Genomic DNA, 19718 nt, shown 5'->3' with positions numbered 1-19718 from the left:
GCCGGGGCGGTTTTTTATCGCATTGCTTTCAGATGCGCCGCGATCGCCGCGTCAAATCGCCCGACGTCGAACTTCTGCGGATCGTCGTGCCGGTCCAGATAGAGACTATCGACGACGGCATGATAGGCCGGGATCAGCCACCGGCCGTGCCGCGTGCTCGCGACGATGTAGAGCAAAGCCAGCCGCGCATATTGCGGATCGGTGAAGCCCGGATCGGGCGCGTCGAGATCGTTCATCCGCTCGCGCGACGGTGGCGGCACGGGGGAGGGGAGGCGCGGCTGGATATTCTCGATGCCGACGAAATGGCCGATCGCGCGGCCCTCGTTCGCGCATTGCTCGAACTTAGTCGTGTAGAAGGGATCGGCGAAATCGACCTCGGTCACGGAATTGCCGACGCGGTTGGTGAACACATTCGCAGCGCGGTTGGGGGCCTGCTTCGGGCGCCCTTCGAACGTCTGGTTGCCGGACCAGCTTCGTTTGTCGCGATCAGCGGGAAAGGCATCGAGCCGATCGCACTCGCTTAGTTTCTCATGCTGGTCGTCGAGCTGCGAACAATTGGGCGAACTGGTGTCGTGGATGATGAAATAATCGGCCGCGAGCGGGCGGCTTAAAGGGCCGCCAAGCTGCCGGTCGGTCAGGCCGAGCGCCTGCACATAGGCGGCCACCCGCTCCGGCGCGAACGGCAGAGCAAGCCCGATCAATTGCGCGAGGTGGGCGGGCAGTTGGGGGCCGCCGATCGTGCCGCCGCGCCCGACATGCCGTGTCAGGCAGCGCGCCTGATCGGCCGGCGTTCCGGTAAATCGCAGCGTCGCTGCGTCGAAGCCGCAAAGGCCCTGATTGGCCTGAGCCGCCGTGATCCCTTGCCCGAGTAAGCATTTCGCCGGATTGGGCGGTTGCCACGCAGCCAGAGCCAGGAGTGCGAGCCGACCGATCGGCATCAGGACGCGGTGGCGATGACGTTATCGTCCGAGTTGCGATCGATCCGTACATTGTAAGGGTCGGCACCCGCAAAGTCCGGCTTCTTCGCGCTGACCAACGTCACCGTCTGCACCCCGCTATGGATCGGCACGCGCGTCAACTGCACCACATCCTTGGCGGCGAAGGTGCCTCTGCCGGGCATGGCGGTGAACAGGCCGACCTCGGTTGTCTCCTGCATCGGCGCCTCGGTCTCCTTGCCCTTGCCGTCGGCATAGAGCTTGTGCGCCTCGATCGTCAGCTTCGTCTCGTAGCGGCCGTCGGGCAGCTTCCGCACCTGCGCCGCCTTGGTCTTGATGTCGTAGAGCGTGATCCGCTCGAACAGATCGGTGATCAGTGCCTGCTCGGCCGGGCTCGCGCCCTTGCGGAACTCGGCGATCAGGTCGAGCGAGCGCGGATAGGGCGCGCCCTTGAACTTGTGCGCGTCGAGATAACGGTGGAGCGCGGCATCGACCCGCGCCTCGCCCAGCTCGTCCTTCAGCCGGTACATGACCAGCGAGCCCTTGCGATAATGGATATATTGCTGGTTCTCGACCCGATAGAGCGGCAATTCCTCGACGACATCGCCGCCACGCCCCTTGAGGTAGCGGTCGAGCTCGAACTTGAGGAAGCGGCGGATCTGATCGCGGCCGTAGAGATGCTCCATCACCATCAGCGCCGAATATTGGGCGAGCGTCTCGGTCAGCATCGTCGCGCCCTGCATATCGGCACCGATCGCCTGGTGCGCCCACCATTGGTGGCCGAGCTCATGCGCGACGACATAGGTCACATAGTCGATCTTGGTTGGATCGGAGAGATCGGCGATGAAACCGAGGCCTTCCGAATAAGGCATTGTACCGGCGAAGGCCTGGGCAAACTGATCGTAATCGGGGAATTCGATAATCCTGGCCTGCCGGAACTGATAGGGGCCGAAGGCGGGCTGGTAGAGATCGAGCCCGTGCGCGAAGGCGGCCAGCATGCGATCGACATTGGCGCCATGTTTGGGGTCGTAATAGACGACCAGATCGACGCCGTTATGCATCAGATGCTTCTCGGCATAGCGCGCCGATTGGACCGAATAGAAATTGAGGATCGGCGCATCGACCACGAAGCGCGCGGTGCGGCGGCCGTTGGCAATCCGGTCGCTGGTCTTGTAGCCCGGCGCGATCGGGGTTTGATCGGCATCGGTGGTGACGGTGAGATCGGTCGTCAGCCAGCCGCCGCGCAACTGGGCGAACCGCGTGGCGGACAGATCCTCCAGCTTGGCCGGGCGCAATTGCGGCACCAGCCCATATTTCTGGCGGCGGATGCGATCGGTCAGCAGCCCGTTGCGGTCCATGCCGATCGTCGGCACGATCTCCATGCTGTTCACGAAGGTGCCGTTGTCGACGACGCGGTGATCGTTGCCATTGTTGCGGAAGCCGCGCTGCGCGCGAACGGTGCGGAAGGCGATCTGCATTGTCGCGTCGGGCGCAAGCGGCTGCGCGAGATGGTAGATGCGATACTGGAAACGCGGATAGTCCTTCGCCAGCGTCGCTCCTGGCACATCCAGTGAGGCGAGCGCGGTATCGCGATCGCCCATCCGGATGTGGAGCTGATCGATCGGCTTGCCGGTGTGATTGACCAGGGTGAGAGTGCCCGCCGCCTCCAGCCGCGGGGCATGCGGCCAGATTTCAATGGCGACCTTGGCGGCCTTCACTTCGGGCTGCGGGACATTTTCGTAGCCGAGGAGCGTCTTCTCGTAATCGGCCTGATAGCGTTCGTCCGAGATGTCGGTACGATAGGCGTTCCAGACATGCGTATTGGTGTAATTCCACGCGCCGGTCGCGACGAAGACGAGCAAGGCCGCCAGCCCGATCGCACCCGCCGGGCCCTTGAGCCGCACCGGCAGCCGCCGCAACCGCGGCATCAGCCGCGTCTCGGTCCCGCGCCGCCATAAGACGTGCGACAGGACGAGCAGGATCAGCGCGAAGGCCGACCAGTAGAGCCGGAACCACCATGCCCCGATCCAGAAGCGGCCGAGCCCGTTCATGTCCGACATCGGCACGCCGGGATGGCCCGAATAATTGTAGAGATTGTCGCCGAAGCCGAGATTGCGCAGCGTCGCCCGGCTGATGACGTAGAGCACCATGATGCCCCACCCGGCATATTTGTTCGGGCTCAATGCCTGAACGAACACCGCCAGGACCGCGAGCAGGGTGAAATCGACCGTGGTCGGGACCACGTACCACAACAGATATTTGCCGAGTTCGAACTCGGCATAACCGTGAAACAGCTGCATCAGCATCGCACCGGCGACGCTGATCAGCAGGGTCGCGAACAACACGAGGGCGACCGCGAGCACCTTGGGAACAAGGAAGGCCCAGTCGGACACCGCCGAGGCATCGATGATCTCGTGCGTCTTGCGCTCGCGCTCGCGCCACACGAATTCGCCCGAATAATAGATGGCGACAATGATCGGGATGAAGCCGAACGTGCCTTCGATCAGGTTGATCACGATGCGGGTCACGGGCTTGACCGGGGTGCCGAACACTTCGCCGAGATCGATCAGCGATCCCATCGCATTGAACAGGCCGAGCGCCATCAGGACGAAGAAGGCCGGGCTGCGCACCACCTGCAGGAATTCGAGTCGGGTGCGCACGCGAAGCTGCGCGAATGCCGTCGCGCCATTGAAGCGCGGCGAGGGCAGGGGGTGGACAGCGGGGGCGCTGACCGGTGCCTCGGCCTGCAGCGCAAGCCGCTCCCGGCGCCTCAGGCGGCGGGGCCGTTCGCCGAAGCTGAACAGGGCGTAAGCCGCTGCCAGCGCAGCCGCGCCGACCGCGAGCCAGATCGCGCGGTTCCACAACAGCATGCCATCGATCGGCACGGTGAGCGTGTTACGCTCGGCCGCGGTCCAATATTTGGTCGCGTAGCTATAGGCGCCGAAGCCGAGCGGCTCGCCATAGGCGCCGAACAGCTCCCACGCCGGGTTGCGATCGAGCACGACCGTCGCGAGCGTCCACAGGATGAGGAAGCCGACCACGCCGAGATAGGTCGCCATCATCGATCGCGTGACCGTCGCCAGCGCGAAGAACAAGGCAGCGGTCATGAACAGATTGGGCAGCGCCAGCCACAGATAAGGGCGCAGATAGAAAGCGAGGCTGTTGGGGCCAACCTGCTCGGCTTCGAGCCATGGCATATGGCTTCCCAGCCAGACCGCGAGCGGGATCATGAGGAAGCCCACTGCCGCCGCCGCGAAAGCACCGGTGAAGCGTCCGAGCAGATAAGCGCGCTTCGTGATGCGCGTTGCGCGTATGATCGGCCCAAACCCGCTCTCGTCGTCGCGCACGATGACGTTCGCGACGAACGCGGTCGAGACGAACATGTAGAGCATCGAGAAGATGAGCATCATCTGCGCGATGGCGAAGGGCGCATTCTTATGCGTGTTGCCGCCCGCCCCCATCTGGATCTGGTCGATCGTGGTCGCCCCGAACGCGAGTAGCCCGAATATCACCGTCGCCACCCAGAAGACCGGATTGCGCATCTGGTAGCGCAGTTCGAAGCCGGCGACGCTCCTGAACATGGCCGCCTCAGGCTGCCGCGCGACGGCTGGCGTCGAGCGTCGAGAAATAGACATCCTCCAGCCCACCCCGCACGGGGGCGAATCCCTCACCCGGATCGGTATCCGACATCACGTGGATGATCGTGCGACCGGCGAACAGCCGGGTCGAGATGACGCGATACCGTTCGCGATGATCGTCGAGTTCGCTTCGCGCGATCGTCTTCTGCCAGATGCGGCCGCGCGTCGCCTCGATCAGATCGAGCGGTGCGCCTTCGAGCAGGATGCGCCCGCCCGCCAGTACCGCCATGCGCGGGCACAGATCGGCGACATCCTCGACGATATGGGTCGACAGGATCACCACCACCTCGTCCCCAATCTCGCCGAGCAGGTTGAGGAAGCGGTTCCTCTCCTCGGGATCGAGACCGGCGGTCGGCTCGTCGACGATGATCAACTGCGGGTTGCCGATCAGCGCCTGCGCGATGCCGAAGCGCTGCCGCATGCCGCCAGAAAACCCCGCCAGCGCCTTCTTGCGCACGGCCCACAGATTGACCTGGTTGAGCAGGCTCTCGACCGTATCCTTGCGCTCGGCCGGTGTGGCGACGCCCTTCAGCACAGCCATATGATCGAGCATGTCGTAGGCCGAGACCCTTGGATACACGCCGAAATCCTGCGGCAGATAGCCCAAGGTGCGCCGCAGCCGCTCGGGCTCGGCGATCACATCAATCCCGTTGAAATTGATCGCGCCGGACGTGGGCGTCTGCAAGGTCGCGATCGTGCGCATCAAGGTCGACTTGCCCGCGCCGTTGGGACCGAGCAGCCCGAACATGCCGGGTGGTATGGTGAGATCGACCCCGTCCAGCGCGCGTGTCCCGTTGCCGTAGACATGGGTCAATCGCTCGATCGTCAGCATGGGAATCGCCTCCTGGGCCCGACACTAGTCGGTGTGTTGCTGATGTAAAGCGGCGGCGTGCAATGCCCTCCATGCTTTTCGCGCGAGAAGAACTCCGTGGTCAACGCAGTCCCTTGACCCACTCTAGCAGCGGTCCCGTCAGGGTTTGATCTGCCGTGCCCACTGCCATTCCTTCGCTGAAATGATTGGAATTCTTCACGTAGACATGGCGCGGGCAGCGGGTGGGCGTCTTGCAGAGTTCGCTTCGCATGCGCGTCATATAGACTTTGAACTGCTCCGGATCGAATTCGGCATTGGCGACGAACAAAGGGATGCTGCTGCGCTTCAGCCCCTCGATCGCGACGGTGGCGGTCTGCGCCGGGTCCTGCCCGTAATAGGCATTGGGTTTGGCAGGATCGGGCGTCTCCGCATAGAAAGCCGACAGGATCACCGCGCCCTTCACCGCTTCGGCCTCCGGTCCCTGAAGCTCGGGATGGGCGATATAGTCGTTGACGTGGTTGGCGCCGGCCGAGTGGCCCCAGATGATGATGCGATCGGGATCGCCGCCATAGTTCGCGATATTGGCGTGAACCCAGGCGATTGCCGAACCAATGTCCCTGGCGCCCGTTGGCCAGACGTCCTTGGGAGCCAGCCGATAGTCGATATTGACCCCGATCATGCCGTTCTGCGCGCCCCAGGCGGTGATATTGTCGGGATAGAAAGCGCCATGCTTGTCGCCGCGGACGAAGCCGCCGCCATGAACGAACAGCAAAACCGGCCGCTGTTTCGACTTGCCCACGGGCGTGTAGATATCGAGCTTCTGCAGCGGATCGCGCCCGTACCTGATGTCGCGTGCAACGGTGACGTCGGCCCAGGGCTCCTTGGCGAATAGCGGCGCGTAAAGCTGACCGATGGAGGGATCCATTGCCTGCCCGGCGGCGCGCACCTTCGCGGCGATGTCGGGCGGCACCTGCGCCATGGCCGCGAAGCCGAACGCAAACAGGCCGGCGGTCGCAGCCGCGATGACGGATTTGATCATCCTCTGTCCTCACCCTTCGTGCGATCTGGAAAATCGATCGCTTTGCGCGGGTTTGTAAGCCTGATCCCGCCGGACGGGAATGCCTTGCGCTTTCGCGCGAAGCATGGCGCCGTTCGGCCCTGAACAAGTCAGGGCTGCCGGGAGCGACTAGACAAGGCCTAACATGTCCCGTCGTAAAGGACGGCAGGGCGGAGGGGCGGATCATGTCGGCAGGGTTCAGGCGGCACACTCTCGGTTTCGCCGCAATCCTGCTTGTCGCCCTGTCCGGCGCGCATCCAGACGGCAGGAGCGTCAACTGGCCGGTCTATGGCGGCCAGACGGACGAAAATCATTATAGCCCGCTCGATCAGATCAATCGCACTACGATCGGACGGCTGAAGCCGGTCTCTGCGATCGATCTCGACGTCCCACGCGCCAATTCGGAGCCGATCGCGGTCGATGGCGTGCTCTATGTCACTGGCGGTCTGAGCATCGTGCAGGCGTTCGATGTCGAGACGGGCAAAAGGCTGTGGCGGTTCGAACCAAAGCTCGACACCGCACCGATCAAGATGCGCTTTGCGTGGGGCGCGCGCGGCCTCGCTTACGATCATGGCCGGGTGTTCGTCGGCGCGCAGGACGGACAATTGTTTGCGATCGATGCGAAGACCGGCAAGCTCGACTGGTCGGTCCAGACGACCGAGGGGCAGGATGACGGCCGTTACATCACCGGCGCACCGCGCGTGTTCGACGGCAAGGTCATCATCGGCCATGGCGGCGCCGATTTTGCGGCCGTGCGCGGCTATGTGACCGCCTATGACGTGGTGAGCGGCAAGCAGCTCTGGCGCTTCTACACCGTTCCCGGCGATCCGGCGAAGGGCTTCGAGGACGCGACACAGGCGATGGCCGCAAAGACCTGGTCGGGCGAATATTGGAAGCATGGCGGCGGGGGTACCGTCTGGAACGCGATCACCTACGATCCCGAATTCGGTCGTATCTATCTCGGCACCGGCAATGGCGCGCCGTGGAACCCCAAGATTCGCAGCCCGAGGGGCGGCGACGATCTGTTCCTCGCCTCGATCGTCGCGCTCGATGCGAAGACCGGCAAATATCTCTGGCATTATCAGGAGAATCCCAACGAGGCGTGGGATTACAATTCGACGATGGATATCGAGCTCGCGACGCTCGCCATCGACGGCAAGGCCCGCAAGGTCATCCTCCACGCGCCGAAGAACGGCTTCTTCTATGTGATCGACCGCGAAAGCGGCAAGCTGATCTCGGCCGACAAGCTTGGTAAGGTCACCTGGGCCGACCGGATCGATCTTCAGACCGGACGTCCGGTCGAAAACCCCGGCATGCGCTATGCGGACGGAACCGCATCGGAGGTATGGCCGGGCAATCTCGGGCTGCACAATTGGCCGCCGATGGCGTTCAATTCCGGCACCGGCCTCGTCTACATTCCGGCGATCGAGACCGGCATGAAGATGACCGACAAGGGGGTCGATCCGGCACATTGGGAGGACGTGCCGGGCATGCTCAACAATGGCGTGCCCGAGCTTTATGCCGATGGCTTTCCGGCAACGAGCGCGGCGTCGCTGATCGCCTGGGATCCGGTGCGCAAGACCAAGGCGTGGCAGGTGAAGACCCCCGCGCCGTGGAACGGCGGCGCTTTGACCACAGCCGGCAAGCTCGTCTTCCAGGGGCAGATCGATGGCCATCTGGTCGCTTACGATGCGGTGAGCGGCAAGCCGGTATGGCGCTATGCGGTCAACACCGCCGCTGGCGGCACGCCGATCTCCTATGCTTGGAAGGACAGGCAATATGTGAGCCTGGTGATCGGCCCGCCGCTCGGCTCGCAATTCTCGCTCGAGGGGGCGAGCGCCTACGGCTACAATTTCCGCACCCAGCCGGCGCGGATCGTCACCTTCGCGCTCGATGGCACTGGCACCATTCCCAAACCCGCCGTGGCCGGCCCCGAACAGCCGTTGGTCGATCCTTCGATGAAGCTCGAACCGGCCATGGTGAAGCTCGGCGGTGCGCTGTGGGGCGGCTGCATGGGCTGTCATGGCACCCACGCGCGCTCGCCCGGCTCGGCGCCCGATCTGCGCGCGTCGCCGCTGCACCATTCGCAGGATGCCTTCGTTCAGGTTGTCCGCAAGGGCGCGCTGGCGCAGCGCGGCATGCCGCCTTTTCCCGAACTGAACGACGATCAGATCGAAGCGCTGCGCCAATATATCGAAGCCATGGCCCGCGAAGGCCATTGATTCTTCCGGTTCGGGCACGCGCTGCCGAAAGCAAATGGATAGGGACGCATGATGACGGACGCAGCAGCCCTTCAAGCGCGCCTCGATGCCATGGAGAAGCGCCTCGCTCAAGCCGAGGATCGCGAGGCGATCTGGCGGTTGTTCATGGCGATGCAGGCCGCGATCGATAATCGCGATCTCAAGGCTTACGGCGAAGGCTTCACCGAGGATGGCGTTTGGGCCGGCGTCGTCGGTCGCGGCGTCGGTCCGGTGGGGATCGCCGAAATCCTCGGCCAATATATGAAGCCCTGGGACAGTGAGGCGACACGGACCTGGCACGTCACGCTCGACGTTCTGATCGATATCGATGGGGACAGTGCCACGGCAAGCAGCAAGTTTCAGCACATCACGCCCGCCGAGAATGGCACGCTGCGCGTGTGGCATCTCGGCGCCTATGATGACCGGTTGGTGCGCACGGCGCAGGGCTGGAAGTTCACGCAGCGCCTGGCTTACGTGATCGTCCCGTACATGGAGCCGAAGTTCCAGCGGGTCGGCACCGGGGGCGAGTAGCACCCCTTCACTGATAGTGGGTGGTGTTCCCAAACCCTGTGTTGGTCTTGGCCATTTTCATCAGCTTCCTGATGTAGGTCCGGGTATGACGATCGAAGCGCCGATCGTCATAGACGCCGCGCCAGATATAATCGTCGCGGTCCAGCAATGCCTTCAGTTCATCGACAAGGGTGCCTTGCGCGTTCGTCGCTGCCTTGCCCTTCAGCAAGGTGCAGATCATTTCCTCGGCCGCTGCCTTGTCGCAATCGTCCTGCTCGCCCCGGCCGGCACGCTCGGCGGTCACCTGATCGGCGCGGGCCGCTATGATCCGGCGTTCCAGCCAGATATGCACCATCGCGCCGTCCCATTCGGGCGCTGCCGCAGGCTTGCTCATTCGCGTTCGACAATCTCGAGTTCGCAGTCGAACTCGCCTTCTTCCTCTTCGCTTTCGAAGAAGCTGGCAGTGACATCGAAGATCACCGCATGCTCGACGCCGCTTTTGGCATCCCAAACCCGGATCGGTCCTTCGGTCCAGTCGCCTTCGCCCTGCTCGATCAGGCGCTGGGCGAGGGCTGCAGCTGCATCCTCGGGCGATGCGGCGCCGAGCATCGGCGCAGGCTCGGCGGTCTCGTCATCGGCCCGCTGGGCCCAATAGCCGATCTTCATCGCTTACTCCGGATTGCAGAACATCGCATCCATACGTCCTGCAACCCGGAGCCGCGGTCCGTCAATCGGCGTGCTGCGGTCCCGATGCTTCATCGAGCGCCAGCGCGCGCATCGCGGCAGGGCGAGCCTGGCAGCGTTCGATATAGGCATCGAGCACCGCGCTCGGCGGAAACGCGTTGCGGGCGAAGGCGAGCGCGCTGCTGATCAGGAAGTCCGCCGCCGAGAACGTATCGCCCATCACATAAGGGTTGTTCCACAAAGCCTCGTTAAGCCGCGCCATCGCCGCATCGAAATTGCGCTGCTTCTGCGGCGACGTGCCGAGTTCGCCCAGCATACTGGCGAACATCGCGGGTTCGAGTTCGGCCGCATACCATGACGCCCAGGTGAGGTGGGTGCCGCGCCCCTTCTCGCCGATCGCGGGGGCTAGGCCGGTGTGGGGAAAGCTTCGCTCAGGTAAAGCACGATCGCGACCAATTCCGCGACGATCTCGCCGTCATGATCGATCGCCGGCACGCGCTTGTCGGGGTGCGGGTTGGCGAGATCGCCTTCGCCTTCGCCGGTCATCGGGCGAAAGATCGAGACCGGCCGGATCTCGTAGGGCACGCCCAATTCTTCCAGCAGCCAGATGATGCGCGACGAGCGCGAACGGGGGGCGTGGTATAATGTGATCATGGCGATCTCCTCGACGACGGTGACTGTCGAAATCGCTTGTAGGTGGGGCCTGCTGACAGCATCATGTCAGCAGGATGCGCCGCGCAGATCGCCTGTTCCAGATCATCCAGATTCTCCGCCGATCGGCGCGCCCGGTGACGGCAGGAGAGATTGCGCGCGAGCTCGAAGTCTCGATCCGGACGATCTACCGCGATATCGCGGACCTGATCGGGCAGCGGGTGCCGATCAGCGGCGAGGCTGGCTTCGGCTACGTGCTCGACGATCAGTTCGACATGCCGGCTTTGATGCTGACCCCCGACGAAATCGAGGCGGCGGTGCTCGGCGCGGAGTGGGTGGCGGGGCGTGGCGATCCGGTGCTGGCCGCTGCGGCGCGCGATCTCATCGCCAAGATCACGTCGGTGGTGCCGGAAAGGCTGCGGCCGTTCATCGTCGATCCGTCGATCGCGACAAGGCCTTCCTATCGCGGTGTGCCCGACGGGATCGACCTCGCCCGCGTACGCACCTGGATCCGCGAGGGGCGCAAGATCCGGATCGACTATCGCGACGAGCATGGCGGCATGACCTGCCGGATCATCTGGCCGGTGATCGTCGGTTATCTCGAACAGGCGAGGATGTTGGCCGCCTGGTGCGAGTTACGGCAGGATTTTCGCCATTTTCGCACCGATCGGATCCACGCCGCGGAGTTTCTCACGGAAAGCTACGCCGCGCGCCCCGGCGAGCTGCGTTTTCGATGGAAGCGCAACATGGCGGAGCGACACGCGGCAAGATCCTCGCCGGACCAGGCAGCATCTTCGGCTGCCGGCCCTCGCTGAGGTGCGCCTCGCGAAGGACGACTCCTTAGAGCTTCTCGATGACGCTTCCCAGCAGGTCGAGGAATTCGGACGTCATCCGCGACGGCGGCCGGTTCTGCAGATAGACCGCGTTGACGTCGAACGTGATCGCAGGCTGGAGGGGGCGCGAGGCGAGACCCGGGGAGAGCGAGGCCTGGGCAGTGAAATTGTCCACGATCGCCATGCCGATGCCCGCGCGAACCAGAGCCGCCGCGACATAATAGGTTCGGGCCGAAATCACCTCGTCCAGTTCGACATCGAGCCGGCTGAGTTCGCTCGATAGCCGGCGGCCGATCGGGCCCCCCTGCAGCGGGCTGATAAATTTGTGCGAGCGCAATTCGGCGAGATGGATACGTGCCGGGGCATCGGGGATATCCTCCTCGCGATACAGCACGACCAGTTCGCCTTCGCCGATCACCTGATGCGCGACCGGAGCCGTCAGCGGTACCTCGAAGCTGATCGCGATATCGGTCTCACGCTCGAACAATTTGCGGACCATCTCGTCATGATGAAGCGTCTGCAGGTCGAACAGCACATCGCCATGCCTGTTCATGAACTGCACCACCGCCTCGGGAATCGCGCCGAGCCCGAGCGAGGGCAGGGCCGAGACGCGCAGCAGGCTGCCGCGGCCATGCTTCATATTCTGGCAGACCTGGCGCAGCACGCGTACCCGATCCGTCACGTCGGACACTTCGGCGAACAAGGTATGCGCGTCCTGGGTCGGAACGAGCCGACCTTTGGCGCGCTCGAACAGGGGCAGGCCGATCGTCCGTTCGGCATGGCGCAGCACCTTGGTCACCGATGGCTGCGAGACGTTGAGCGCGCGCGCGGCGGCGCTGACGGTACCATGCAGGTAGACGGCGTGGAAAACCTCGATCTGGCGCAGATTCATGGGCGTCACCTTACATCGGAAAGGCCCCTATGCCATGCGGTTATGGGGCGCCAAACAACCAAGTCTGGACGGCGCCCGGGGCATGAGGAAGTCTTGCCTGATTGAACGTCGCCTCCCGGGCCTGCAAGAGTCCGTCGGATCAGCGCGCTTCATGCCAAAGGGAGACGTCCATGCCGCATTTGCCTGCCTCGCCTGTTGTTGGGCGAAAGCTGCGGTCGTTGCTGGCGGCGGCCGCGTTGGTGGCGGTTCCCGCGGGGGCGGCGGCGCCCTCGCCGGGCGGTGCGGTCGATGTTCTGATCAAGGGCGGCACGATCTACGACGGCACCGAAAGCAAGCCCTACGTGGGCGATGTCGCGCTGCGCGGCGATCAGATCGTCTATGTGGGACGCGCCACCGATGTGACCGCAACGCGCACGATCGACGCGAAGGGCATGATCGTCGCCCCCGGGTTCATCGATGCGCACACCCATGCCGACAGCTTCATCCGCTCGCCCGACAAGGCGAAGCGGGTCAACGCCGCCTGGCTCGATCAGGGGGCGAGCACGGTGCTGATCGGGGTCGACGGCTATGGCACGCCTGACATTGCGGCCGACACGAGCAAGCTGGTCGCGTCGGGGATCGGCACCAACATCGTTTCCTTCATCGGCTTCGGCGCGATCCGCGAGCGCGTGCTGGGGCAGGATGCGCGTGCGCCCAACCCGGCGGAACTGGATAGGATGAAGAAGCTCGTCGCGAAGGGGATGTGCGAGGGCGGCGTCGGGCTTTCGACCGGCCTCTTCTACGCGCCCCAGAGCTTCGCCAAGACCGAGGAGGTGATCGCGGTCGCGCACGAGGCGGCGATCCGTGGCGGCCTCTATGACACCCACCAGCGCGATGAATCCTCCTATACGATCGGCCTGCTCGGTTCGGTGCGTGAGGTGATCCGCATCGGGCGCGAGGCGGGCATGCCCGTTCATTTCGCGCATCTGAAGGCATTGGGCGTCGATGTGCAGGGGCAGGCACCGGCGGTGATCGCCGCGATCAACGCCGCACGCGCAAGCGGGCTCGATGTCACCGCCGATCAATATCCGTGGCTGGCCTCGGGATCGAGTCTCGATGCCTCGCTGCTGCCGCGCTGGTCGGTCGACGGCGGCAACAAGGCTTTGCTCGCGCGCCTCGACAATCCGGAAACATTGGCGCGTATCCGCACGGAAATGAAGGAGAATATGCGCCGGCGTGGCGGCCCGGATTCGTTGTTGCTGATCACCGCGGGCTTTCCCTGGACTGGCAAGACGCTGGCGCAGGTCGCCAAGGAATGGAGTGTCGATCCGCTCGACGCGGCGCTGCGCATCATCCGCCGCAGCGCCGCGAGCAAAGATTCGGGCGAGGAGCGCGGCGGCACCGCGGTCGCCTCGTTCAACATGGCGCAGGCCGATGTCGACCTGATCATGAAGCAGCCGTGGGTGGTCACCTCGTCGGACGGATCGGACGGCCATCCGCGCATGTTCGCGACCTTCCCCGAAAAATACGTCAAATATGTCCGCGATCGGCACGTGATCGATCTCACCACCTTCATCCGCCAATCGACCGGACGCACCGCCGACATCTACAAGATCGATCGGCGCGGTTATTTGCGGCCGGGTTATTTCGCCGACGTGGTCGTGCTCGATCCGGCCCATTATGCGCCGCGCGCCAATTATGTGCATCCGCGCGAACTGAGCGTCGGGGTGAAGGAGCTGTTCGTCAACGGCCAACTTGCCGTGGAGAACAGCCAGACCACGGGTGTGACGGCCGGTCGTGCGCTACTCCGCCCCAAGCCGGAGCATTGCGCGTAATGCTTCAGCGCCGCTCGTTCCTGCTCGCTTCGGTCGCCTTGCTGTCGCTGCAAGGCGTCGGGTGCGCCCGGCCGATCCTCAAGAAAAGCCGCACCATCCGCCTGACCGGCCTGCGCGCGCCGATCGAGATACTCGAAGAAGAGCGCGGCATTCCGCACATCCGCGCCAAATCGAAGCATGATGCATTCTTCGGCCAGGGCTACGTCGTTGCACGCGACCGGCTCTATCAGATCGATTCCAGCTATCGGCGCGAGGCGGGGCGTATGGCCGAGGTGTTCGGCCCCCGCTTCGTGGCGGCCGATCGCGCCGCACGGCTGTTCCTTTACCACGGCGACATCGAAGCCGAACTCAAGGCGCTCCCGCCCGAGGTGTTGGAGTGCGCCAAGGGTTATGTCGCCGGCGTCAATGCCCGGATCGCCGAACTGGAGGCCGATCCCAGCCTATTGCCGCCCGAATATGGCATATTGGGTATCAAGCCGCTGCGCTGGGACATCCGCGATCTCGTCCGCATCCGCAGCGCGGCGATGGGCGATGTCGATGACGAGGTGCGCCGCGCCCAGCTTCAGGCGCGCGGTCTGCTCGACTTCGATCTGCTGCTCGATCCGCTGCGCCCGGCATGGAACTTCAAGGTACCCGATGGGCTCGATTGCGGCGCTGTGACCGAGGCCGACCTCGGCACGTTGCTCGACGCCGCCAAGCCGCTGCCGTTCGGCGTGAAGGAAGTGGCCTTCTACGATCGCGAACTGGATCGCGTCGATCTGGCAGGGCAGGGCAGCAATGCCTGGACGGTTGCGGGATCGCGCACTGCGACGGGGCGGCCGATTCTCGCCAACGATCCGCATCTCGGTATCGGCGGCACCAGCCCACGCCATATCGCGCATCTGACCGCGCCAGGGCTCGATGTGATCGGTGGCGGCCAGCCCGGACTGCCGGGGATCATGCAAGGGCATACCGATCGCTTCGCCTTCGGCCGCACCAATTTTCACATCGACCAGACCGATCTCTTCATCCTCAGGACGCGCGAGGACGACCCCGAGCAATATTGGCATAACGGGCAGTGGAAGCGGTTCGAGACCGTCGAGGAGGAAATCCTCGTCCAGGGCGCGCCGTCCGAACGCGTCACCCTGCGCTATTCGCAGGGGCGCCCGATCGTCTCGCAGGATCCTTCCCGGCACCGTGCCGTCGCGTTCGCGTCGGTCGAATTGCTGCCGGGGGCGAACATGCGGTTCGCGATCATCGCGATCAACCTGGCACATGACTGGGCATCGCTGCGCGAGGCGCTCAAGCTCCACGTCTCGCCGACCAACCATCATTATGCCGATGTGCAGGGCAATACCGGCTGGCAGGCGAGTGGCTATACGCCGAAGCGCCCGAAGCATGACGGTCTCTTCCCCGCGCCGGGCGACGGCAGCTTCGACTGGGCGGGGATCCTGACGGTCGAGGAGATGCCGAGCATCTACAATCCGAAGCAGGGCTGGTTCGCTTCGGCCAACCAGATGAATTTGCCGCCCGATTATCCCTACAAGGAACGCATCATCAGCTTCAGCTGGAGCGATCCTTATCGGCATGATCGCATCGACGAGGTGCTGGGCGCGCAGCCGAAGCATCGCATCGAGGATAGCGTCGCGCTCCAGCACGATGTGCAATCGCTACCGGCACGCGCTCTGATCAAGTTGCTACCCACGGCGCCCTCTCCCGAGGCGGCGCCGGCGGTGGCGCTGCTGCGCGGCTGGGATTGCGAGATCGGGGCGGATAGCGCCGCTGCCTTGCTCTACGAGATAGTCATGCCCGAATTGTCGGCGCGCTTCCGCGATCTCGTCATTCCGCCGGCTGCGCAGGATCTAATCAAGTCGGTCAACCTGTCCGAAATGTTGCAGCTGCTGGCTAATCCCGATCCGCGGATGGGCAAGGATCCGGCGGCCGCGCGCGACACGCTGATCGACAAGGCGCTTGTCGCCGGGTGGAAAAAGGCGGTGCGGCTGCGCGGCGCCGATCCCGCTCAATGGCGCTGGGGTGATCTGCACGCCGTGGTGCTGGCGCATCCGCTCGCCGCCAGCATCCCGGCGATCGCAGCGGCCTTCCCGAAGATCGAGGGCGGCCGATCGGGCGGCGACGGCACGACCGTCATGGCGCGGGGCGTCAGTCCCGCGCGCAGCTACAACGTCATGCATGGCGCGAGCTATCTGATGGTCGCCGACGTCGGTGCGTGGGACAATACGCGCTATTTGCTGTTGCCCGGCCAGTCGACCGACCCACGCTCGGCGCACTATCGCGATTTCTATGCCGATTGGCTGGCAGGGGCGGAGCAGCCCTTGTGGTTTAGCAAGGCAGCCGTCGAAGCGCACGCCACCGATCGGACCGTGCTGACGCCCGGCTGATCCGTGAGGTATTATGAACGACCCCACGCTGCGCCTACTATGCGCAGCGTGGGTTGCCGCGTGGCTTCTCTATGAAGACATTTGGGCCGAGCCACGTCCCGTAACGGTCGGCTAAGACGATCGTTCGTAGCGCATCTTGATAACGCTATCATGGCCCTGGGCAGTGTTTTTGATGGCGGCGTCCGATTTTAAAAAACCATATTTAATCGTCATATAGACCGTTGTTTAGACGTATCGGGAAGGCGGTCATTCGCTGAGGGGGTAGACAGCAAAATTAATTATGATATCGGTCACATTGATAGCATGTGCTTTTCCGCCGCCTTGCGCCGGAAAGCGAACAAAAGATGCAAAGGGGATGGCCGGTGAATTGATCAAGGACATTCAAGGGAAGTTTTCTATGTCGGGGCGTTGCCCTCGGTGCGTTGGTACTGGCCTGTAGCGCAGGTAACGCGCAGCAAGCGTCCACCGGGCCTTCGGTGCCGTCGGCCGATCCGACGCAGGATATTGTCGTCACGGGATCGCGCATCGCACGCACCGGCTTCACCTCGCCGACCCCGGTCACGGTTGTCGGTGCAGAGCGGCTTGAAGCACGCGCCATCACCAATGTCGGCGAGGCGCTGAACGAGCTGCCGTCCTTCCGCGCCTTGGTAACGCCGGCGACGCAGCAGGCGGCGGGCGGCAATATCGGCGCGCGCGTGCTCGATCTGCGGGGCCTGGGTGCTGCCCGCACCCTCGTGCTGCTCGACGGCAAGCGCTTCGTGCCTTCGACCACGACCGGCACGATCGACGTCAATCTGATCCCCAGCATCCTCGTCCAGCGGACCGAAGTGGTGACCGGTGGTGCGTCTGCCGCTTATGGATCGGATGCAGTCGCGGGTGTCGTCAATTTCATCCTCGACAAGAAGTTTCAGGGCTTCAAGGGTAGCGTTCAATATGGTGAGTCCCAGCGCGGCGACGCCAAGGACTACAATGTCTCGCTCGCTTACGGCACGAAGTTCGCGGAAGATCGCGGCCACTTCATCGTGGGCGGCGAATTCGACAAGAATAAGGGCATGGGCGATTGCTACACGCGCAGCGCCTGGTGCCCGAACGACATGCTCGTCGGCAATTCGAAGGCAGGCGACGGCGGGTTTCCGGCCAGCTACCGCGCCGGCCCCAACGGCACGGGCAACCTGTCGCAAGACGGCCTCGTCAATTTCGGGACGACGGCAGCCGGCGCCACGTCGCTCGCACCGCGCGGCATCACCTTCAATCCCGGCGGCACGACCCGCCAGTATCAGTATGGGCGCATCATCGGCAACAGCACCGCGCCTTTGTTCATGATCGGCGGCGAGGGTGCCAACGAGAATGGCTACCTACAGGGCATCATCCTGATGCCACCGGTGCGCCGCATCACGAGCTACGGCCATCTCGACTATGAATTCAGCGATGCGCTCAAGGCGAACCTCGACCTGTCCTACGGCCAGGTGAAGGGTACCATCATCGGCTCCGAAGCGCGCGATGCGGCCTTTGTGATCAATCGCAACAACGCCTTCCTGCCGGCCCAGCTTGCCGGCGTCATGGATGCCAACAACCTGACCTCGGTCTCGGTCGGCCGCGTGTTCGGCGATCTCGGCGGTTCGGTCGACCATTCTGTGAATGATACGTATCGTGCGGTCGCGTCGCTCGAAGGCAGGATCGGCGGATCGTGGAAGTGGGACGCCTATTACGAATATGGGCGCAACAAATTCCGCCAGGATTATACCGGCGACGTGATCATCGCGCGGATGCGCAACGCCACCAATGCGGTGGTGAGCAACGGCACGACCGTCTGTGCGATCAACGCCGACAACATCACCACCAACGACGATCCATCATGCGTGCCGTTCAACCTGTTCGGCCGGGGCCAGTCCAGCGCCGCTGCGCGCGCCTATGTCGCACCGAGCGGCTGGCAAACCGCCGACACCACTGAGAATGTCGTGTCGGGCAACGTCCATGGCGATCTGTTCCAATTGCCGGGTGGTCCTCTGTCGATCGCGTCGGGCGCCGAGTTTCGCAGCGACAAGCTGGTCGGCGGTGCTGATCCGCTCTCGGCTGCAAGTGCTTTCTGGTCGTTCAACGGCAAGGCGATCAATGGCAAGATCGAGGTGGCCGAAGGCTATGTCGAGGCGGTAGCGCCTTTGCTCAAGGACGTACCCTTCGCTGAATCGCTCGAACTGAACGGCGCCGTACGCCGCACCCACTACAAGCGCAGCAGCGTGGCCGCCGCCTCGTCGACCGCCAATGCGACGACTTGGAAGTTCGGCGCGGTGTGGCAGCCGATCCCCGACATCCGCTTCCGCGCCACCAAATCGCGCGACATCCGCGCGCCCAATATCAGCGAATTGTTCGGGCCGGTGACGTCGGGTCGCACCACGATCATCGATCCTGTCAATGGCGGCCAGCAGATCCAGATCAACTCGCTCAGCGGATCGAACCCGGCGCTGAATCCCGAGAAGGCGGACACCTGGACGGCCGGCATCGTGCTCAGCCCGCACTGGGATTTCGTGCGTTCGCTGCGCTTCTCGGCCGATTATTTCGACATCAAGGTCAAGGGTGCCATCGCGACGCTCGGCGCACAGACCGTCGTGCAGCGCTGTGCCGCCGGCGCGACCGAATTCTGCCCGTTCGTCAGTCGCGACTCTACCAACACCCTGACCCTGGTGCAGGACGTGCTGCAGAACGTGAACCAGCAGGTCAGCCGCGGCATCGATTTCGAGGGCGATTACGCCACCCGCATCGGCTCGCTCGGCAAGCTCGACTTCCGCCTGCTGGCCACCCATTATCTGGAGTTCTCGACGCGCGACACGGTCGGCGTTACCGATCGCGTCGGCCAGACCGGCTACCGCGCCGGTACCACCACCGGCGTGCCCAACTGGACCGCCGATGCGTTGATCGGCTGGACGATCGATCGCTTCACGCTGACCGGCCATGCCCGCTTCATCTCGCGCGGCAAGCTCGATGCCTTGCTCGTCGGGCCTGAGGATCCGGGTTATGCGGTCACGCTCACCAATAGCGTCAGCTCGAACCGGGTCGCCGCGCGCACCTATTTCGATCTCAGCGGCAATTTTCGCGTAACCTCGAACATCGAGATATTCGGCGCAATCAACAATCTGTTCGACAAGGATCCGCCCCTGGCGCCGAGCGCGCAGGGCGGCACCAACCAAGTGTATTTCGATCCGATCGGACGCTACTTCAAGGCGGGCGTGCGCGTCCGGATGTGACCGGCAGCCGCGATCGCCAACCAATATACACAC

15 protein-coding genes are annotated in these 19718 nt (G+C 63.9%); 6 read left to right on the top strand and 9 right to left on the bottom strand.

Going from position 1 to position 19718, the window contains the following annotated elements; translation table 11 throughout:
• Positions 1-14: 14 nt before the first annotated feature.
• The 4 genes from AB4Z44_RS09890 to AB4Z44_RS09875 form a co-directional block, all read right to left on the bottom strand.
• On the bottom strand, positions 15-938 hold the full coding sequence (locus tag AB4Z44_RS09890) for a hypothetical protein (RefSeq protein WP_404713866.1): 924 nt from the start codon (positions 936-938) through the stop codon (positions 15-17).
• The gene (locus AB4Z44_RS09885) at positions 938-4516 is read right to left on the bottom strand and encodes a M1 family aminopeptidase (protein WP_404713865.1); all 3579 of its coding nucleotides are present in this window, start codon (positions 4514-4516) and stop codon (positions 938-940) included. Before AB4Z44_RS09885 ends, AB4Z44_RS09890 begins: the two co-directional genes overlap by 1 nt.
• A 7-nt stretch (positions 4517-4523) precedes the next feature.
• Positions 4524-5405: an ABC transporter ATP-binding protein gene (locus AB4Z44_RS09880; protein ID WP_404713864.1), complete on the bottom strand. Its 882-nt coding sequence runs from the start codon at positions 5403-5405 to the stop codon at positions 4524-4526.
• A 100-nt stretch (positions 5406-5505) separates the two neighbouring features.
• Positions 5506-6423 carry an alpha/beta hydrolase gene (locus AB4Z44_RS09875; RefSeq protein WP_404713863.1) on the bottom strand — a complete coding sequence of 306 codons (918 nt, stop codon included), beginning with the start codon at positions 6421-6423 and terminating at the stop codon, positions 5506-5508.
• A gap of 203 nt (positions 6424-6626) precedes the next feature.
• Between AB4Z44_RS09875 and AB4Z44_RS09870 the strand changes: the two genes are divergently transcribed.
• Together AB4Z44_RS09870 and AB4Z44_RS09865 are read left to right on the top strand one after the other, a co-directional pair.
• Positions 6627-8663, top strand: coding sequence for a PQQ-dependent dehydrogenase, methanol/ethanol family (locus tag AB4Z44_RS09870; RefSeq protein WP_404713862.1), 2037 nt, complete (start codon positions 6627-6629; stop codon positions 8661-8663).
• A gap of 48 nt (positions 8664-8711) precedes the next feature.
• Positions 8712-9212, top strand: a complete 501-nt coding sequence (locus tag AB4Z44_RS09865) for a nuclear transport factor 2 family protein (RefSeq protein ID WP_404713861.1) — start codon at positions 8712-8714, stop codon at positions 9210-9212.
• Positions 9213-9219: 7 nt separating this feature from the next.
• On the opposite strand, the gene AB4Z44_RS09860 is transcribed toward AB4Z44_RS09865, so the two are convergent.
• The 4 genes from AB4Z44_RS09860 to AB4Z44_RS09845 form a co-directional block, all read right to left on the bottom strand.
• Complete coding sequence (locus AB4Z44_RS09860) at positions 9220-9585, bottom strand: hypothetical protein (RefSeq protein ID WP_404713860.1); 366 nt, start codon at positions 9583-9585, stop codon at positions 9220-9222.
• Complete coding sequence (locus tag AB4Z44_RS09855) at positions 9582-9857, bottom strand: hypothetical protein (RefSeq protein WP_404713859.1); 276 nt, start codon at positions 9855-9857, stop codon at positions 9582-9584. Before AB4Z44_RS09855 ends, AB4Z44_RS09860 begins: the two co-directional genes overlap by 4 nt.
• A gap of 61 nt (positions 9858-9918) precedes the next feature.
• Positions 9919-10203, bottom strand: coding sequence for a glutathione S-transferase family protein (locus AB4Z44_RS09850; RefSeq protein ID WP_404713858.1), 285 nt, complete (start codon positions 10201-10203; stop codon positions 9919-9921).
• Positions 10204-10280: 77 nt separating this feature from the next.
• Positions 10281-10529 (bottom strand): glutathione S-transferase N-terminal domain-containing protein, encoded by a 249-nt coding sequence (locus AB4Z44_RS09845; RefSeq protein WP_404713857.1) that lies wholly within the window; start codon positions 10527-10529, stop codon positions 10281-10283.
• Positions 10530-10603: 74 nt separating this feature from the next.
• Here AB4Z44_RS09845 and AB4Z44_RS09840 point away from each other — a divergent pair, with 74 nt between their 5' ends.
• Positions 10604-11341: a helix-turn-helix transcriptional regulator gene (locus AB4Z44_RS09840; RefSeq protein ID WP_404713856.1), complete on the top strand. Its 738-nt coding sequence runs from the start codon at positions 10604-10606 to the stop codon at positions 11339-11341.
• A 25-nt stretch (positions 11342-11366) separates the two neighbouring features.
• Here the strand turns inward: AB4Z44_RS09840 and AB4Z44_RS09835 are convergent, their stop codons facing one another.
• The gene (locus tag AB4Z44_RS09835) at positions 11367-12251 is read right to left on the bottom strand and encodes a LysR family transcriptional regulator (RefSeq protein ID WP_404713855.1); all 885 of its coding nucleotides are present in this window, start codon (positions 12249-12251) and stop codon (positions 11367-11369) included.
• Between the two features lie 170 nt (positions 12252-12421).
• On the opposite strand from AB4Z44_RS09835, the gene AB4Z44_RS09830 reads away from it, so the two are divergent.
• From AB4Z44_RS09830 to AB4Z44_RS09820, 3 genes are all read left to right on the top strand, one after another.
• Positions 12422-14065 (top strand): amidohydrolase family protein, encoded by a 1644-nt coding sequence (locus AB4Z44_RS09830; protein ID WP_404713854.1) that lies wholly within the window; start codon positions 12422-12424, stop codon positions 14063-14065.
• Positions 14065-16443 (top strand): penicillin acylase family protein, encoded by a 2379-nt coding sequence (locus AB4Z44_RS09825; protein WP_404713853.1) that lies wholly within the window; start codon positions 14065-14067, stop codon positions 16441-16443. Before AB4Z44_RS09830 ends, AB4Z44_RS09825 begins: the two co-directional genes overlap by 1 nt.
• 476 nt (positions 16444-16919) lie before the next feature.
• A complete protein-coding gene (locus AB4Z44_RS09820) occupies positions 16920-19685 on the top strand; it encodes a TonB-dependent receptor domain-containing protein (protein WP_404713852.1) in 2766 nt (921 codons plus the stop codon).
• Positions 19686-19718 lie beyond the last annotated feature (33 nt).

The organism is Sphingomonas sp. MMS24-J13, from assembly GCF_044905095.1.
GTDB lineage: Bacteria > Pseudomonadota > Alphaproteobacteria > Sphingomonadales > Sphingomonadaceae > Sphingomonas_I.
This window is presented reverse-complemented; position numbering and strand designations above follow the sequence as displayed.

Coding starts and splice junctions, on each gene's coding strand:
- AB4Z44_RS09890 (WP_404713866.1), bottom strand. CDS start 938: ATGCCGATCGGTCGGCTCGCACTCCTGGCTCTGGCTGCGTGGCAACCG.
- AB4Z44_RS09885 (WP_404713865.1), bottom strand. CDS start 4,516: ATGTTCAGGAGCGTCGCCGGCTTCGAACTGCGCTACCAGATGCGCAAT.
- AB4Z44_RS09880 (WP_404713864.1), bottom strand. CDS start 5,405: ATGCTGACGATCGAGCGATTGACCCATGTCTACGGCAACGGGACACGC.
- AB4Z44_RS09875 (WP_404713863.1), bottom strand. CDS start 6,423: ATGATCAAATCCGTCATCGCGGCTGCGACCGCCGGCCTGTTTGCGTTC.
- AB4Z44_RS09870 (WP_404713862.1), top strand. CDS start 6,627: ATGTCGGCAGGGTTCAGGCGGCACACTCTCGGTTTCGCCGCAATCCTG.
- AB4Z44_RS09865 (WP_404713861.1), top strand. CDS start 8,712: ATGATGACGGACGCAGCAGCCCTTCAAGCGCGCCTCGATGCCATGGAG.
- AB4Z44_RS09860 (WP_404713860.1), bottom strand. CDS start 9,585: ATGAGCAAGCCTGCGGCAGCGCCCGAATGGGACGGCGCGATGGTGCAT.
- AB4Z44_RS09855 (WP_404713859.1), bottom strand. CDS start 9,857: ATGAAGATCGGCTATTGGGCCCAGCGGGCCGATGACGAGACCGCCGAG.
- AB4Z44_RS09850 (WP_404713858.1), bottom strand. CDS start 10,203: ATGTTCGCCAGTATGCTGGGCGAACTCGGCACGTCGCCGCAGAAGCAG.
- AB4Z44_RS09845 (WP_404713857.1), bottom strand. CDS start 10,529: ATGATCACATTATACCACGCCCCCCGTTCGCGCTCGTCGCGCATCATC.
- AB4Z44_RS09840 (WP_404713856.1), top strand. CDS start 10,604: ATGCGCCGCGCAGATCGCCTGTTCCAGATCATCCAGATTCTCCGCCGA.
- AB4Z44_RS09835 (WP_404713855.1), bottom strand. CDS start 12,251: ATGAATCTGCGCCAGATCGAGGTTTTCCACGCCGTCTACCTGCATGGT.
- AB4Z44_RS09830 (WP_404713854.1), top strand. CDS start 12,422: ATGCCGCATTTGCCTGCCTCGCCTGTTGTTGGGCGAAAGCTGCGGTCG.
- AB4Z44_RS09825 (WP_404713853.1), top strand. CDS start 14,065: ATGCTTCAGCGCCGCTCGTTCCTGCTCGCTTCGGTCGCCTTGCTGTCG.